A 16,109-nucleotide genomic window follows, 5' to 3' on the forward strand; every position below is an offset into this window, starting at 1 on the left:
AGGTTTTGAGCTAGATAGGGTAAGGGTTTGAAATTATATTTTGGAGATGTCTAATGGAATGGAGTTCACAGGCAAGATGCCTGTGCTACGGATAAAAGATTTATACAAACAATTAATAACAAGTTAAAACTCAATCTCTTCTACTCCATCATCAGTAATTTCATAGCCCCACTCAGGATGTCGGATAATAGCATTTTCCATCTCTTGTCGCAGGATTGGATCTGCCATAAACTGATTAACAGTAGCAAGATCTGGTATGGTTGAGATTAAACTCAAATTGCGCCGAAGTTTAGGATGGTTTGGTTGGCGGGGACGATTGAAATTACTCTTCACCATTTGACATAATTGTCGGTAATTCTCTATTCTTTCCTCCTGATTATGTCCCGTATTAAAATCAGCAGCAGTTAATAGAGGTGAGAAGGGGGCTTCGGCATTGTTTCGGGGTTTCCATCCGTTTTTTAATGCTTTGATTAGGTACCGATCGGGTTTCTCAAGTTGTCCCTTTGCTGAATACTCGATAAATGCTTGAATCCCACTTTCTAAATTGTAGGAATAGGCGATAATAGTTTCTTTTAGGTATTCGTCATCGAGATTAACTCCTAGCTTTTCTAGTTGAGGTTGGTATTTATAAATAATTTCAATTTCACTGGAGTCAAGTTCAAATAAGTCCATAGTAAAAAAAAGAACAAACAACCAATAACAAACAACCAATAACTAAATTAGAATATGAAACTGGTGCGGAGGGATACAATCCAGATGTCGTTATTATTGTTATTGTGTTCTGGATTGGTAATCAGCAAAAGACTGGGCGTGATGAAAATGCGATCGCTATATCGGTAGCGATAAAATGCTTCGATATGATATGAGGTGTCTTGATCTTCACGACTGGAAAAGTCATTGTCCGTTGATTTAGGTGGCATCCCAAATACGAATCCTAACTGACTACCCCGTTTACCTACATCTTGGAATGCAGCAGTAATTGCCCAATTCCAACTTTCAGCTTCATCACCTTTTGTGCCAATCGCACTATTGACGCTGTAGGAAGATTCTGCTTTGGCGTGAATATATTCTACCCAAGCCCCCATACTGAAACTAGTAGCAAACCGAAATTGACTTTGCAAACTAAAAGCATTTGCTGAGGTAGGTGCATTATTACCAAATGGAGTTTGGGCGAATTGGCTGCCAGTGAACCCAGTGAGATTCGGGCTTTTAGAATAATAACGGGCATAATTCAAGGCGATACCCAAGTTAGTAGATGGGGTAAATGTGACTTGAGTAAATGCACCATATTGACCATTAAAAAGTCCACTTAATGGATTAGCAATGCTACCCGTATCTCCTCCATACTTGAATCCAGCAGCCAACTTTTCTGAGAAGCGATAGTTCATCGCTATACCACCCCCGCCAGCAAGTCCATAGATGGGGCTGCTTCCTCCAAAAGCGGATATTGAGATTACGGGATTAAGAGAGGGCATCACACTCCCCGCTGATACTCCTGATGTACCAACTTGGACTACACCTTTATCCCCTAGGGGAAAGCGATAGAATATGCCGCCTTCAAAAATATCATTGTCATTATCCAGTCCAAATGCCAGTGCAGTCATGTCAGTGCCTGTAACTGGGCTGCCAAATCCGTTAACCCCTCCTGCTGCCTTGGTAACATTCAACAAGTCTCGACCTGTAAAACTAGTGTTAAAACTGATAAAAGACAGACCAGCCAAAACGGTATTCAATTCCAAATCTTGGCTGGGACTTTGACCTGAAGGTACTGCTTTTTGATCGCCAAAACCACCGATTAAACTCATCTCAACTAATCCAGATAGAGTTGTGGTGGTGGAGAATTGATGGTTTTCCTGAAAAGCAATACGTTCTTCTAAACTATCTGTTTTAGCTTGCAGAGTACTTAGTTCAGTTGTAAACTCAGCTTGCAATTTGCGCAGGGTATCTAAATCTCCTGTATTTACGCCACTGCCTGTGCTGCCTGCAATTATTTCGCTGATGCGATTCAAACAAGCATTCAAACCTGCGGCAAATTCGTAGCGAGTCATAGCGCGGTTACCACGATAGGTTCCGTCGGGATAACCTGCAATACAACCGTAACGCTGCACTAGAGTAGCCAGTGCTTGATATGCCCAATCTGTTGGTCTAACATCAGATAATTGAGAAACAGAGGTGATTTGTTCCATTCCCGGCTCAATTAATCCATCCTCTGCATCTATTTCTTTTTCTAGAGATGAATCTAGATTTTGACTGTTAGTCTCAGTTGGTTTAACATCTGATAATTGTAATTCAGAAACAGGAGTTACCTGATTTATTGGCAGGGGAGGAGATCCATTTTCTACATCTAAAGCTATGGATGAATTCAATTCGCTAAAAGTCTCTTGAGAAGTAGAAAAAGAAGCAGTAGACGAGAGATTGCTTGTTACCAAAGCGGGGCTATGTTCAGAAGTCTCCATGCCCCATTTGCCATTCTTCTGCTTATCTCCGCTGTCTCCATTTCCCATTGCCACTTTTTCTGAAGCAACAGAAGGTGTTTGAGTCTCTTTTGCTACTTCAGTTTCGCCTTTTGTTACCAATGGCGCTGCGCCATCGTTGATTATTTCTGTAGCTGGAAATGGAATCTCGTTTGCTGGCATGTTTTGTGCGATTGCATTCCCTTGTCCTCCAGAAGCTATCGCTAAGTTCACACCCAATATTATCCAGTTCAGTGGTGATGCACAATTAATTTTTTTCACGATTCTCCTCACAAAATAGTCATTGGTTATTTGTTTTTGGTTATTTGTTTTTGGTTATTTGTTTTTGGATTATTTTCTAAAAACAAATAACTTAGCGATTTGTCATCCGTTGTTATTTTCTAAAAACAAACAACAAACAACAAACAACTAATTAACTAACAACAAATAACTAATTCATTTGGCTATGGTCTAATAGTCTTATTGGCTACTTGAATTGCTCTTTGAGTAACATCTTCGGGAATTTTGGCGTACTTAAACTCTTCGTTAAATGTCTGACCCTTCGTCAGAATCCAAGTCGTCATGTCTTTCATCCTTTGAGCTATTTCTACACTAGAGTATTGCTTATGAAGTAGTAGAAAAAGGATATTGGCTAATGGATATCCCTCTGGTGCTTCTTCGTCATTTGGGTAAAAGTTTTCGTCGAACCTCTCACTAGTTAGCCCTTTACTCACCTGAGATGATCTTGGCAAAAGGTACTCGCCTTTCTTATTTTCTATTTTGGCTATGGGCAGGCTATTCTGTCTGGCCAAAATCGCTGCGATGTAGCCAATTGCGCCATCAGTCCGCCGCACTTCTCCAGTTACCTGGCTAGATTCCGGAACACTAGCAAAAACATCGAATCCCCAATCTGGTAATGCCTTAGCTTCTATTTTCCCATTGGTAATAGACTGCAAGTAGTTAGTTAACGTATAGTTAATACCACTTCTATCGGAGCGGACAACAACTTTTATGTCAGTATTAGGCAAGTTGGGGTCAATCTGGTTCCAACTACTAACTTTTCCCGTGAAAATTTTGACGAGATTCTTGCGAGACAAACTGACTGGAGAAGATACCTGTCGCAGATTGTAAATTATTGCTACAGGTGATGCACCTGTCGGTAGCATAACTAGCCCCTGCTGCTTTTCTAGATTATCTCTCTCTTCTCTCGTTGGCCGGATGTCGCTAGCAGCGAAATCAACTGAACCTTCAATAAATCTGTTGATCCCTTCAACACGGCCAGTTGCGCTGTATTGAATCTCAGTTCCTGTTTCTTTCTGGTATTCAGTGGAGTAGCGTTGGAAAAGAGGACCAGCTAATATGGAACCTGCACCAACTATAGGATTCGCGGGTACTGCTCTCAGAGAAATCAATACGATCGCAAATGTTACAAGTGAAGCAATTATACTTCTACGCAGAGTTTTGGCTTTAAAAATCATCTTGTCTTCTCCCCTGAAATGAGGCTCAAAATGCACCGATCATTAGGATTTTGGTATAATACCACAAGAATATTGTTTATGGATGCTAATTGATCGTCGATCTTTGGTTGACTTTTGCTGGATGGATAGATTATCATTACCCTACTTACAAGTTCAGTAAATCCGCGATCGCGTCTGTCGATCTCACTACATTCATTCCGGCATTAGCAAAGCGCTGGAATGCGGCGTTGGCTTGTTCAGTGAAATCAATCTCTTGACTGATAACTACAGGAGATGTACAATCCTCCAACAAATATACTTTTTCAGCTAGGTTGGGATCGACGATCGTAATTTCCGTCAATAAATCGTCAATTGTCCAAGCTACACAATGGCTTTTCGCTTGACCTGCAATAATAACCGCATCAAAATTCAATAACCGTTCCATCAGCAAACTATTTTTCTGAGCAATAGCCTTGCCATGATTATCTTCTAATACTTCAGGACGCAATACAGAATAATTTTCAGTTAAAGGATGATCGCCTTTCAGTTGAAAATGCGTCTGACTATTTCTAGCTATAGCATGAAAAAATATTGCTTCTTCCACCGCAGAAACAAGAGCATGACCAATTCCGCCCAGCATAGAATGATAAGGCCATATAATCAGGGGAAACTTGCCAGCATCGCTTAGTTTCTTCACGTAATGGAGAGCATGTTGTTCCAGAGCTAAATTATCGCCTTCAGCAATAGTGTAAGCAACCTCTGGATTAACTTTCCATCTTCCTTCCTCCACATCTTCCAGACTGATGATAGTCGTTCCTGGAGTAGGATGTTCTCCAGCTCGATTAATCCAGAAAATAGGGTGAAAAATTTGCATAGCCCGATGAGTATCCATTGTCGGGATAATTTCGGTAATAACGTGCAAATTGCGGTAGATAAATTCACATATCCGCACGTTATCTTCCACAGCCCCTAAACCAGATTTTCCCCCAACAAATAGCTCAAATCCTGGAATACAAAAAGTATTTTGGACATCAATAAGTAGTAGGCAAATGCGATGGCAATCTGCTACTACTGACTGAATTTGATATTCTTTTGCCCACGCCTTCGCCTGAGACGCTCTTGTTTGGTAGGGGACGCGCCAAACTTCCCCTACTTTTTGGGAATCGAAAAAATTAGGAATGGGGAGTTGTGGGATAGTTTTAGTAGTCATATATAATTACCCAAGTTGCTAATTGTTAATTGCTAATTCTTAAGCTAATGCGCAGTTAAATTGAATATTTACTCTTGCTCCTCACCTCTTACCTCTTACCTCTTACCTGTCATTACTATCCAATATAGATGGACAACAGCTTGCTTAATAAAGTAGTTAAAAACCAAACAAGCCAGCTTCAGTAAATGCTCGATCTAAATCATTAGCAATATTAAGTATTTCAGCCCAATGCCATAAATAATCAAAGTCAAGTTGAGAGTCTTGTACTTTAATGATTCCCAAGACATCAGTCCATTGTTTCATTGACTGAGATTGTTGCCGCCAGAGGAGTTTTGCCAATACTACATCTTCAGGAGAAGCAATCCAAAACTGTTCTACTCCAGCCACATCTAGCGCTTCTAGTCGTCGCCGTGCCATTTTGGATCTGTCAAAGTCAGTATCGGTATTCAAGATAAGATCAGCGTTAAGCACTTTGGTGATATGAGTTACGCTTAATACCCTACTTCTGGCAACCCGAATATCTGCAACAGATCCCGGTGGACAGTAAAAATCAGCCGCTTCTAGTAACTCTACCAATCTAGATATATTTTTCCGATCTAATTCAATCACTAAATCTAAATCCCGTGTGGTTCTGGGGTCCCCATAAGCAGTTGCAGCAACGCCGCCTGTAATGTAGTAAGGGATACCCATAGTTTCCAAAATTGGGTGCAACAATCTAGCAATTTCGCTGGGATCTTGAGTCCACATAGAAGGATCGCTGGTAGGGGTTAAAATGGGCAACCACTTACTACCTAATATTGATTGGGCAAATCGCTTTGAGTATGCCAGAGGATTAGCTTTTCTCATTCCCCGTAGCGATACAATCTTTGCCCAACGAGTTAATGAAGCACCCAATTGTAACCGTTGAGAATTAGTAAGTTGGCGCAGTCGGTAAAAATCAACAGCGTCAGCTAAGGGTGTCTTGTCTTCTGACTGGGGACGATATCCAGATTTAATATCAAAGTGGGGTATGGTTTGGATCGTAGCCATCGCACTTTTAAGAGATAAATCTCAGCTTAATTTTATTTAAGAAAAGGAAGAGTTATTTAGCCACAACACCCTGCTTTGCCACACTGATAGCTTTGCGGCGGAGTTCCATAATTTGCCCAATTTCACGAGCAAGAGTCGGTTGTCTTTCGATCATCATATAGGCAACCTCAGAATAGATTAAAATCACCTCCATATCTTCCAAAGCCGTGACTGTAATACTTGCTAGTTCCCCAGTAAACAAAGCCATTTCACCAAAAAATTCACCACGAGAGAGGATGTAGACTTCTTGTTCTTTTCCTTTCTTGTCGGTAACAGTAACAGATGCTTTACCTGCGACGATAACGTGTAGAGCATTGATGCGATCCCCTTCTCTAATTATTTTTTCTCCAGCAGCAAAGTTGTGGAGCATAGATCCCTTAGCTAAATCTGCCAAGGAGTCGCCTTCCATCCGCACTAAAGCAGGTACAGATTGAATACCTTCGTTAAACTTAGTAGTTGCTTGTTCTTGATGAGTAGGTTTATCGGATTGATAGATTTCCCGCACAGGTACAGGAATTTTCAAATTGTATCGCTTGGCGGCATACCAAAGTCGGGTTCTCAACTCGTCGCGGATATCACCACGATCGCCAAATTCGCTAATCTGAATTACTAACTTATATAAAATACCAGATTCTTCATAATCTGCTGTTTGTACAATTGGTTCTGGATCAGTTAATACTCCGGGTGTAGATAGTGCTGTAGCTTTAAGAACCTGTTTGACGAAGTTAGGGGGATGTTCGTAGGAAAAGCGGAGTTCAATTTCGTCTTCGTGCTGTATTAATGGTCTACTGTAATTCCGTACTATTTCTTGGCTGACGATTGTGTGAGGAATTACAATCTCATGCTGCTCTTCTGTGAGGATGCGAATACCGCGCCAATTGATATCAACTACTTTCCCCTCAACCTCTCCTATCTGCAGCCAATCTCCCTCTTTAAAGGGACGTTCAAACAACAGAGCAATTCCCGCAAAAATGCTGCCTAATGTGTCTTGCAATGCCAAACCGAGAACAATAGAACCCACACCAAGGGCAGCAGCTAAACCCGCGAGGTCTATTTTCCATACGAATGATAGTACTAGGGCACTCCCGGCTGAGATCAAAACTGCCTGAGATAAATCGCGGAAGAGTTTAGGAACTTTCGCCCCCAATGATTTTTCACCTCTGTCAGCGAATATTATCCCATTAATTGTAGAAAGAGTTGCGTAGATGGCGCAAATCCAAAACAAAGTAGCGACTAGCTTAACCGGATTACTGTCATTTTTGAGCTGCCAAACGTACTGCATGAACAGCAGAATCGCCAAGGCAGGGAGAACTAAATTCTGAATAAATCTGAGAGTACCTGTGACGCTGCTACCCCGTCGTTTTAGATTGTGAATAACTTCGAGCAGGATAATTTGTAATAGCGGGAACCCTATTCCTAAGATTACCGCCCAGATTAATAACTCATTTTGTGCTGTCAATTGCATTTCTTTTCTCCCATTGAGGATTATCCTATTTAAAGAAAGCTGAAGGCTGAAGGCTGAAGGCTGAAGGCTGAAGTAAAAAATAATTTGACTCTTCCTCCCCTGCTCCCCTGCTCCCATGCTCCCCTGCTCCCTGATCCCTAGTCCCTAGCCCCTTTAATTATCCACAAATTTCCCCGGAAGTCGTTATCTTCAACTGGCTCAAATTGGTATAAATCTTCCAGGGATTCGTGTACATTTTGGGAAACCAGAATTGAACCGGGTATCTTCTCCGCCGCTGATAAGATAGCACTGGTGATTGAAACTGTTCTGCCCCAAACATCGTAGGTTAACTTTTTCTTCCCCACAATTCCAGCAAAGACATCTCCGGAATGGATAGCGATACAAATATCGAGATTCAATCCTCTTTCTAGATTAAATTGGCGGATAATCTTGCGCATTTCCATGGCAAAACTAATGGCGCGTTGGCTGCGATCCGGACTTGAAGTAGTAATCCCAACCGCCGCGATATAATTATCCCCAATGGTTTTAATTTTATCCACCCCATATTCTGGGAGTGCCCGATCGAATAAACCGACTAGATCGTTAATCGTACTCAATACTTCCTCAACAGTCATTGATTGATACAGCTTGCCAAATCCGATCGTATCTGCGAATAAAACTGTCACGTTGTCAATATGATCTGCGATGATTTCATCTTTATTTTTCAGGCGTTCCGTTACTGAGGAGGGAAAGACACTTAAGAGTAAGTCCTCGTTTTCTTGATTTTTCTTTTCGATTAGTTTGGTTTGGGTTTGCAGAGATTGAACCATGGTATTAAAGGATTCGGCTAACTCTCCGAATTCGTCGCGGGATGCTATGTCAACTACGGCATCAATATCCCCGCTGCCAATCTTGCGGGCACTAGCAATGATCGCCTGAATCGGTTTAATAAAGACAGAGGAAATCACCACCGCAACTATGGTGACTATTACTGCTAAAATTGCGCCCCAAAGCAGAACAAATGCACTAAATTCGTGAACAGGTTTGTAAGCTTCCTCCAGATCGATCTCCGCCACAATTGCCCAACCCAAGCCGCCAACTTCTAAGGGGGAATATGAACTGAGAACGCTCATATTGCGATTATCTGTCAGAATTTGCGTGCCTTTTTTCCCGGATAAGGCGTTAGTCGCTGCCTCTGAATCGATTTTCAAAAGCAGAATTGTTGTCTGATACCTCTCAATCGCATTAACGAGGCTTTCGTCAACGTCTGCTGATTTCAGGTTGTCCAAAAACTTTTTCTGGTCTTCGAGAAGGAAACGGGATATCGATCGCATGGTAGAATCTGCTCCTACCAGATAGGTTTGTCCGGTTTTTCCCAGCCCATCCTTTTCCCAATTTTTGTCTCCCGTCATGATCTTATTCAGATCAGCGTCTGGGATTTGAAGTACTAATACTCCGATCAATTCTGATTTATCAAAAATTGGGGCGGCGATGAAAGTTGTTGGTGCGCCAAAGGATGCGGCATATTGTTTGTAATCGACGAGTTTACTGTAGTTTTTGGCTTTTCCTTGGATCGCAGCATTTACAGCTTCTGCTAAGTTAGTATCCTTGAATTCTCCAGTGGTTAAGTCTCTGGCAAAGTCAATTTGTTTGGCATAGGTGTAGATCGTAGTATTCGTTTCCGCATCCACTAACATGATATCGACATAGTGAAATCTTTCTTGGATTTCTCTAAAGAGAGAATGGTAGCGGGAATGTACTTGAGTATACTCGCTCCCGTCCCCCGGATCCTCTAGCAAATAGTGATTGTCGTAATCATTTGCGTTGGTGACGAGGTAGTGGTATTCCAGATAGCGATTTCCGGATTGGGTAGGCGGGGCGGTTTGGATGAGGGGCTTCCCTTCAGGCGTTTTCGGCATGTTGGGGATAATCTGTTCGTTATAATATTTCTCTAGCTTCTTATCCCAATAACTCGGCATTGGTATTTTTTCAATTTTCTTGTAGGCTGCCTTAAAATCCTTCATGGCATTAATCACCATCCAGTCTTCACTGAGTGTCTCAACCTGAGTGCGCAATCCGTCAAAATAGGTGCTAACTTGTGCTGCTCTAGCGGATCGCAAACTGGTTAACTGTTCCAATATTCGTTCGCTCAAATTCTCTTTACCGCTGTTATAGCTCAATGCCATGAGGGTAAACATACAGGCTAAACTAACTGCTAGTAACATAAATACTAGCTGTGTCCGGATTCCGGTTTTGATCTTGAAGCCGGACATTAATTTAGTGACTTGTCCAATTTTCTTATATTTCATTACCATGGAGGGAAACTCCTTATAATTGTTATTTGTTGTTAGTTCTTGGTTGTTTGTTGTTTGTTATGTGAATTTTAACAATTAATAACCAATAAACAGCAACTAACAACCAACAACTAACAAGCAATAACCAATAACCAACAACTAACAACCAACAACTAACAACCAAACTAGTTTATATAGCTGATGTTGGATCGGTTTGCCGTCTCACTGTACTTTGTAATAGCCAGAGATCCAGATTCTCGTTGCCACCAACTTCTATACTACCAACGCGATCGAATTCGTATATATCTTCCACAGCATTGTAGACGGTTTGGGTGACTAAAATTGAACCAGGCATACTCAAAGGATTGTTTAAGATCCGGTTGGCGGTTGTCACGGTGTCACCCCAAACATCATAAGTAAACTTTTCAGTTCCGATGATTCCCGTCAAGACATCCCCAGAGTTAATTGCGATCGCAATATCCAGATTCAATCCCCGATCCTGACTAAATCGGCGGACAATACCGCGCATTTCTAGGGCAAAATCGATCGCTCGTTTTCCGTGATCTAGTGTTGGTCTTGCTAGTCCGCAAGCTGCCATATAGTTATCGCCAATGGTTTTAATTTTATCCACTCCATATCGATCGTTGGCTTCATCAAAGCTATTCACGAGGTCATTCAATGTAGAGACTATCTCATCAATTGTCATGGATTCATACAGCTTGCCGAAGCCGATGATATCACTGAATAATACACTGACATTAGAAATCCGTTCAGTGATACCTCGTTCTCCTTTTTTGAGGCGTTGGGCGATGGAATCTGGAAATACTTTCAGCAGAATTTCATCATTTTCTCGATTCTTTTCTTCAATCAGTTCTGTTTGGTTTTTCAGAGAGCTAACCATGTTGTTAAAAGAGTCTGCTAATTCTCCAAATTCATTTTTGGCAGGCAACTTGACCACTGTATTCATATCGCCATTGGCAATTTTTTTTGCCTTGTAAATTAACAGATTAATTGGTTTGATAAACAGATAGGATAAAACCAGCGCCACTATGGTGACGACTAATACGAGGAGAGAACCCCAGAGCAGAATAATCCGTTGAAACCCGTAAATAGGCTGATAAGCTTCAGTCAGATCGATCTCCGCCACGATTGCCCACTGTAATCCTTCCACTTCTAACGGCGCGTAGGAACTGAGAACAGCCTTCCCGCGAGCATCTCTGACAATTTTGGTTTTGCTCTTTCCCTCCAATGCTTCCTCTACTGCGGTTGACTCTACTTTTACGAGGAGAATGGTGGTGTTGAAATCCTTAATTTTTTCCAGGATATCTTCACTTACATTACTCTCTCGCAGATCTTTGAAATAATTATTGGGGTTTTCAATTAAGAAACGAGATATATTCCGCATGGTATAGTCTGGTCCGACTAAATCAGTTTTTCCAGTCTTTCCTAACCCATCTCCTTTCCAATTTTTATTCCCAGTCATAATCCGATCGATCTGACTAGCAGGAAGCTGTAAAACTAAAACCCCAATTAATTCCGATTGGTCAAAAATTGGTGCCCCCACGAAGGCAGTCGGTGCGCCAAAGGAGGGAGCGTATTGCTCGAAATCCACAAACTTAACGTAGTTTTTCGCCCTAGTTGCCAGTACTGCTCTAACTGCATCGGCTTCATTGCTTTGCTTGTATGCTCCCGTCAATATACTTCTGGCAAAGTCAACTTGTTTGGAATAGCTGTAGACAGTGATGCCCGTTTTTGCATCAATTAGGATGATATCTTCATAATGAAATCTTTGTTGCAACTCTCTCAAGAGAGGGTGGTAGCGATTGTGAACGTTACTGTAGGCGCTGCCGTCTCCCGCATCGTCTAGGAGATAGCGCTCGTTGGGAGGATTGGGGTTGTTGGCAATGTACTGGTACTGTAGATAGCGACCAGATACTGTTGCTGGTTTATAAAGTTCGAGTACGGGTTCACCATCGCTAATTTTGGCGATTCCCGGTAGATATTGTTTTTCATAGTATTCTGTTATTTTGGCTTCCATTTCACTGGGTACGGTTACCTTTGCATCCGATGGCAATTCTTTGGTCTTTTCTGTTTCTGGCTTTTTGGTAGCAACCGGGCTGCTATTTCCCTGGGCTTTAGTCACCTCGCTGGTATCCAACTTAACTGGATCGAGCTGTTTTGATAGCTGATCGTAGGCTGCGTTAAAATCTTTCATGGCATTGAGTACCATCCAGTTTTGACTCAAAGCCTGAGCCTGAGTGTGCAAGTCTTGAAAGTACCCACTAATTTGAGAGCTTCTGGCGGATCGTAAGCTGGTTAACTGATCAAAGATGCGATCGCTGAGATTCTCTTTACCGTTTTCATAACTCATATACGCGATTGTCCACATGGAACAGAAGCTCACCACTAGGACCATGATCACCAACTGTGTTCTAATACTCGCTTTCAAACTGAAGCGGGACATTAGTTTTGCCAGTGGACTGATTTTGTTATACACCATTCTCATCGGAGGAACCTCATGGAGCATTTCAATTTAGTAGTTCGACTATTAATTTCTTTGAAGCTTTTCACTTCCCTGGGATATCAGATCTGCTGATTATACCACATATATTAGGACTTACGCAGCCACATTATTAGTAGTGTGAGTGGTCCGCTCTTCAGAGCGTAACTACGGATAGAGTCTTTGCGTAAGTCCTGTATATGAAGGATGAAGTATAAAGTCTGAAGTCTGAAAAAAAATTCTACTTCATCCTAACTTAACAAATCAGTCCTTTTGACACTTCAACCTTCATACTTCAACCTTCATCCTTCAACTTTCATACTTTGACTGTCAATATTTGACTGGTTACTGTAGTTTGTAAAAGCCAAAGTCCCAATTTTTTATTATTGCTTGTTTCCAAATAGCTAACTAACTCGAATTCATAGATATCTGCCACAGATTCGTAGACATTTTGGGAAACTAAGATTGAACCGGGTATACTTGCTGGACTTCCTAAGCTACGATTGGCAATACTAACAGGTTCACCCCAAACATCATAGGTTACCTTTTCCCTGCCAATGATACCTTGCATCACTTCTCCAGAGTGAATCCCGATACAAATATCTAGGTTAAGTCCTTTTTCTAGATTAAAGCGGCGGATGATACTCCGCATTTCCAAAGCAAAATCAACAATCCGTTTACTGCGATCCAGCTTGGGATTTGAGAGTCCGCAAGCGGCAACGTAATTATCACCTAGGGTTTTAATTTTATCGATTCCATATTGTTCAGCAGCTTGATCGAAGGCATTGACAATATCATTGAGAATAGTCACCACTTCATCAATAGACATAGTTTGATATAGTTCAGAGAATCCTTCAATATCAGAAAATAAGACAGTGACGTTGGAGATGAGATCGCCAATATTTTGTTCTTTATTTTTCAGCCGTTTAATCAAGGAATCTGGAAATATTTTCAGGATAATTTCCTCGTTATCCTGACTTTTTTCATCAATTAGTTCCCTTTGACTTTGGAGAACGTCTACCATATTATTAAATGAATTGGCTAACTCACCAAATTCGTTTTTGACGTTCAATTTCGCCAGATTATCTGTGTCCCCATTGCTAATTTTACTGGCATTACCAATGAGAATATTAACAGGTTTGATAAAGATATAAGAAAGGATAATTGCTCCCCCCGTAACTATTATCACCAACAACGAACTCCAAAGGAGGATGACTCCTTGAAAACCGTAAATTGGGGCGTATGCTTCCTTAAGATCAATTTCCGCTATAATTGCCCAATTCAAGTCACGGATTTGCAAGGGGGAATATGAACTGAGAACAGTGACTTCCCGATTATCTTTGATAATCTGCGTCCCCTCTTTTCCAGCAAAAGCTTCTTTTGTCGCTGTTGTTTTTACTTCTGTGAGGAGAATTGTTGTACCATATTCCTTGATTTTGTTAATGATGCTGTTACTTACATTTGCTGCCCGGAGATTCTTTAAATAATTTTCCTTGTCTTCAATTAAGAATCGAGATATAGATCGCATTTTATAATCCGATCCTACCAACTCGGTTTTGCCAGACTTCCCTAAACCATCTTTTTCCCAATTTTGGTTATTAGTCATAATTTGCTTAATCGGATCAACTGGGATTTGCACGGCTAAAATCCCAATCAATTCTGATTTATCAAAAATTGGGGTAGCAATGAAAGCCGCAGGTGCGCCAAATGAAGGGTAATAGGATTGGAAATCAACGATTTTAGTGTAACCTTTTGCCTTAACTTGCATAATCGTCTTTGCCGCCTCTGCCAAGTTTGTCTGGTTATAGGGACCTTTTAATAGGCTAGTAGCAAAGTCTGTTTCTTTGGAAGCTGTGTAGATAATATCCCCAGTTTCCGGATCGATCAAGAATATATCATAGTAAGCAAATCGTTTGAGAATTCGTCTGAAAATCGGGTGGTAGATATCGTGAATGCGACTGTATTCGCTACCATCCTTGGCATTATCTAGTAAATCTTTCTTCCCCACAGGATTGGGATTGGCCGCAATATAGTGGTATTGTAAATAGCGAGCTGCTGGATTTCTCGGTTTATAGAGTTCTAGGATTGGCTTACCTTCTGTTATTTTGGTCAGTTTGGGCAAATATTCTTGTTCGTAGTAGGTGTTCAGTTTGGCATCTAAATCGCTGGGTATGGCGATCTTGTTCCGTAAATTACTTGGACTCGTTATATTTATGTCTGAATTACTGGGTGTTGGCGTTTTTTCGGCTAAATTACTTGAACTTATTTCCTGAGTATCTGAGTTACTCTGTCTGGTCTTTTTTTCTTGTAAATTAGTGGTATTATTTGGCTCGATCTCGGAATTAGTCGGTGTTGTCTCCTGTTCGAGATCCCGGTAAGCTGCCTTAAAATCTTTCATGGCGTTAATCACTCGCCAGTCTTGATTTAAGCTTTGAATTTGGGTAGTTAGGTTATCAAAGTAGGTGGTAATTTGGTTGCTTCTAACTGAGCGCAAGGTATTTAATTGGTCAAATATTCTTTCCCTGAGATTCGCTTTCCCGTTTTCATAACTTATATACCCAATTGCCCCCATCGAACCAATGCTAACTCCTAACACCATCAGTACTAGTTTTGTCCTAATACTGGTGTTCACCTTTAATTTAGGGATTCGTTGAGCAATATCCCCGATCTTTTTATATGTCTTATAACTGTTCATTTTCAATTTCACCGCCTGGTAGGTTTTATCTAATCTATTAGTTAATACCGATTGATATTGTCATGTCTGATATCAATTTAGTATCACTTGAATAAAAGTCAATCCCGTCTGTTAATTCTCGGTTACTCTGTATTATACTAGGAATTATGCCGCCACACTATTAGTGGCTTGGCTGGTGCGTTAGCAGAGCGTAACGCACCCTACAAATAGATTATTTGCGTAAGTACTGAAATTCATCCTTCGGAAGACAACTGCTGCACAAACTTATGATGTTCAGAAGTAGCTAATCCCTGGCGCAAACCCGCCAAAACACTAGCTAAATCTCCCGCTAATAAAGAAGATTTGTCTAACCATAATCCTGGAAATACGATTGAACAAATCATCCCATCAGGATTGGGTTCAAACTGAACATAATCCCCATCCTTTAAGTGAAACCAATCAAATTGATGTTCGTCAACTCGCCAAACTAAATATTCTTGCACCTGATTGCGACAATACACCTTCTGTTTGGAGTGCAAATCACTAGAATCACTACTTCTGGTAATTTCTACAATTAACTCTGGCGCACCTTCAACATAATCATCTTCACTAATATGGGATTTTCCTCCAACTTCAATCCTCAAAATTGCCTCTGGTTGCAATTCGTTATCCCCATCTAAACGGATTGTGGCATTATCGCTTAATTCAACTCCTAGTGTAGCCGCCTCGTATCTGCCCAACCAATCCATAATGTAAGTATGGGGTTTACCATAACTTCTGAATTTTAAAGCAGATTCGATATAAACTACTCCTTCGATTAGTTCAGCTTTTTTCACTTTGGGCATAGTATTATAGCGATGCTCAAATTCACTACGAGTAAGTCTAGCGCCATTTTCTAGAGGTAGGATAGTCAGGGGAGGAGCAAGCAAGCTTGGGTGTGTCATCGTTTTGGTGCTAATAGCTAATTGCTATTACCAAGTCCTAAATATATAACTAGCAACTTAGGCTA

Annotated in this window: 10 protein-coding genes; all 10 read right to left on the minus strand. The window is 41.1% G+C overall.

Annotated features, from left to right (window positions below):
• Positions 1 to 123: 123 nt before the first annotated feature.
• The 10 genes from NJ959_RS01545 to NJ959_RS01590 all read right to left on the minus strand — a co-directional run bounded on the left by NJ959_RS01545 (position 124) and on the right by NJ959_RS01590 (position 16,044).
• The gene (locus tag NJ959_RS01545) at positions 124 to 672 is read right to left on the minus strand and encodes a hypothetical protein (RefSeq protein WP_254009978.1); all 549 of its coding nucleotides are present in this window, start codon (positions 670 to 672) and stop codon (positions 124 to 126) included.
• Between the two features lie 47 nt (positions 673 to 719).
• A complete protein-coding gene (locus NJ959_RS01550) occupies positions 720 to 2,735 on the minus strand; it encodes an iron uptake porin (RefSeq protein ID WP_254009979.1) in 2,016 nt (671 codons plus the stop codon).
• 182 nt (positions 2,736 to 2,917) lie between these two features.
• Positions 2,918 to 3,931 (minus strand): substrate-binding domain-containing protein, encoded by a 1,014-nt coding sequence (locus tag NJ959_RS01555; protein WP_254009980.1) that lies wholly within the window; start codon positions 3,929 to 3,931, stop codon positions 2,918 to 2,920.
• 145 nt (positions 3,932 to 4,076) lie between these two features.
• Positions 4,077 to 5,120, minus strand: a complete 1,044-nt coding sequence (locus NJ959_RS01560) for a cysteine hydrolase family protein (RefSeq protein WP_254009981.1) — start codon at positions 5,118 to 5,120, stop codon at positions 4,077 to 4,079.
• 156 nt (positions 5,121 to 5,276) lie between these two features.
• Positions 5,277 to 6,149, minus strand: coding sequence for a hypothetical protein (locus NJ959_RS01565; protein ID WP_254009982.1), 873 nt, complete (start codon positions 6,147 to 6,149; stop codon positions 5,277 to 5,279).
• Between the two features lie 52 nt (positions 6,150 to 6,201).
• Positions 6,202 to 7,770, minus strand: coding sequence for a mechanosensitive ion channel family protein (locus NJ959_RS01570; protein ID WP_254009983.1), 1,569 nt, complete (start codon positions 7,768 to 7,770; stop codon positions 6,202 to 6,204).
• Positions 7,771 to 7,790: 20 nt separating this feature from the next.
• Positions 7,791 to 9,941: an adenylate/guanylate cyclase domain-containing protein gene (locus NJ959_RS01575; protein WP_254009984.1), complete on the minus strand. Its 2,151-nt coding sequence runs from the start codon at positions 9,939 to 9,941 to the stop codon at positions 7,791 to 7,793.
• Positions 9,942 to 10,116: 175 nt separating this feature from the next.
• Positions 10,117 to 12,297 (minus strand): adenylate/guanylate cyclase domain-containing protein, encoded by a 2,181-nt coding sequence (locus NJ959_RS01580; protein WP_254009985.1) that lies wholly within the window; start codon positions 12,295 to 12,297, stop codon positions 10,117 to 10,119.
• 445 nt (positions 12,298 to 12,742) lie between these two features.
• Positions 12,743 to 15,121 carry an adenylate/guanylate cyclase domain-containing protein gene (locus NJ959_RS01585; RefSeq protein ID WP_254009986.1) on the minus strand — a complete coding sequence of 793 codons (2,379 nt, stop codon included), beginning with the start codon at positions 15,119 to 15,121 and terminating at the stop codon, positions 12,743 to 12,745.
• A 233-nt stretch (positions 15,122 to 15,354) separates the two neighbouring features.
• The gene (locus NJ959_RS01590; protein WP_254009987.1) at positions 15,355 to 16,044 is read right to left on the minus strand and encodes a Uma2 family endonuclease; all 690 of its coding nucleotides are present in this window, start codon (positions 16,042 to 16,044) and stop codon (positions 15,355 to 15,357) included.
• Positions 16,045 to 16,109 lie beyond the last annotated feature (65 nt).

Source organism: Limnofasciculus baicalensis BBK-W-15, from assembly GCF_024178385.1.
GTDB lineage: Bacteria > Cyanobacteriota > Cyanobacteriia > Cyanobacteriales > Coleofasciculaceae > Limnofasciculus > Limnofasciculus baicalensis.

What these genes read in the sequence shown, in the direction of transcription:
- NJ959_RS01580 (WP_254009985.1), bottom strand. Translation starts at nt 12,297, where the DNA reads ATGAGTTATGAAAACGGTAAAGAGAATCTCAGCGATCGCATCTTTGAT.
- NJ959_RS01545 (WP_254009978.1), bottom strand. Translation starts at nt 672, where the DNA reads ATGGACTTATTTGAACTTGACTCCAGTGAAATTGAAATTATTTATAAA.
- NJ959_RS01590 (WP_254009987.1), bottom strand. Translation starts at nt 16,044, where the DNA reads ATGACACACCCAAGCTTGCTTGCTCCTCCCCTGACTATCCTACCTCTA.
- NJ959_RS01565 (WP_254009982.1), bottom strand. Translation starts at nt 6,149, where the DNA reads ATGGCTACGATCCAAACCATACCCCACTTTGATATTAAATCTGGATAT.
- NJ959_RS01585 (WP_254009986.1), bottom strand. Translation starts at nt 15,121, where the DNA reads ATGAACAGTTATAAGACATATAAAAAGATCGGGGATATTGCTCAACGA.
- NJ959_RS01575 (WP_254009984.1), bottom strand. Translation starts at nt 9,941, where the DNA reads ATGAAATATAAGAAAATTGGACAAGTCACTAAATTAATGTCCGGCTTC.
- NJ959_RS01570 (WP_254009983.1), bottom strand. Translation starts at nt 7,770, where the DNA reads ATGGGAGCAGGGGAGCAGGGGAGGAAGAGTCAAATTATTTTTTACTTC.
- NJ959_RS01560 (WP_254009981.1), bottom strand. Translation starts at nt 5,120, where the DNA reads ATGACTACTAAAACTATCCCACAACTCCCCATTCCTAATTTTTTCGAT.
- NJ959_RS01555 (WP_254009980.1), bottom strand. Translation starts at nt 3,931, where the DNA reads ATGATTTTTAAAGCCAAAACTCTGCGTAGAAGTATAATTGCTTCACTT.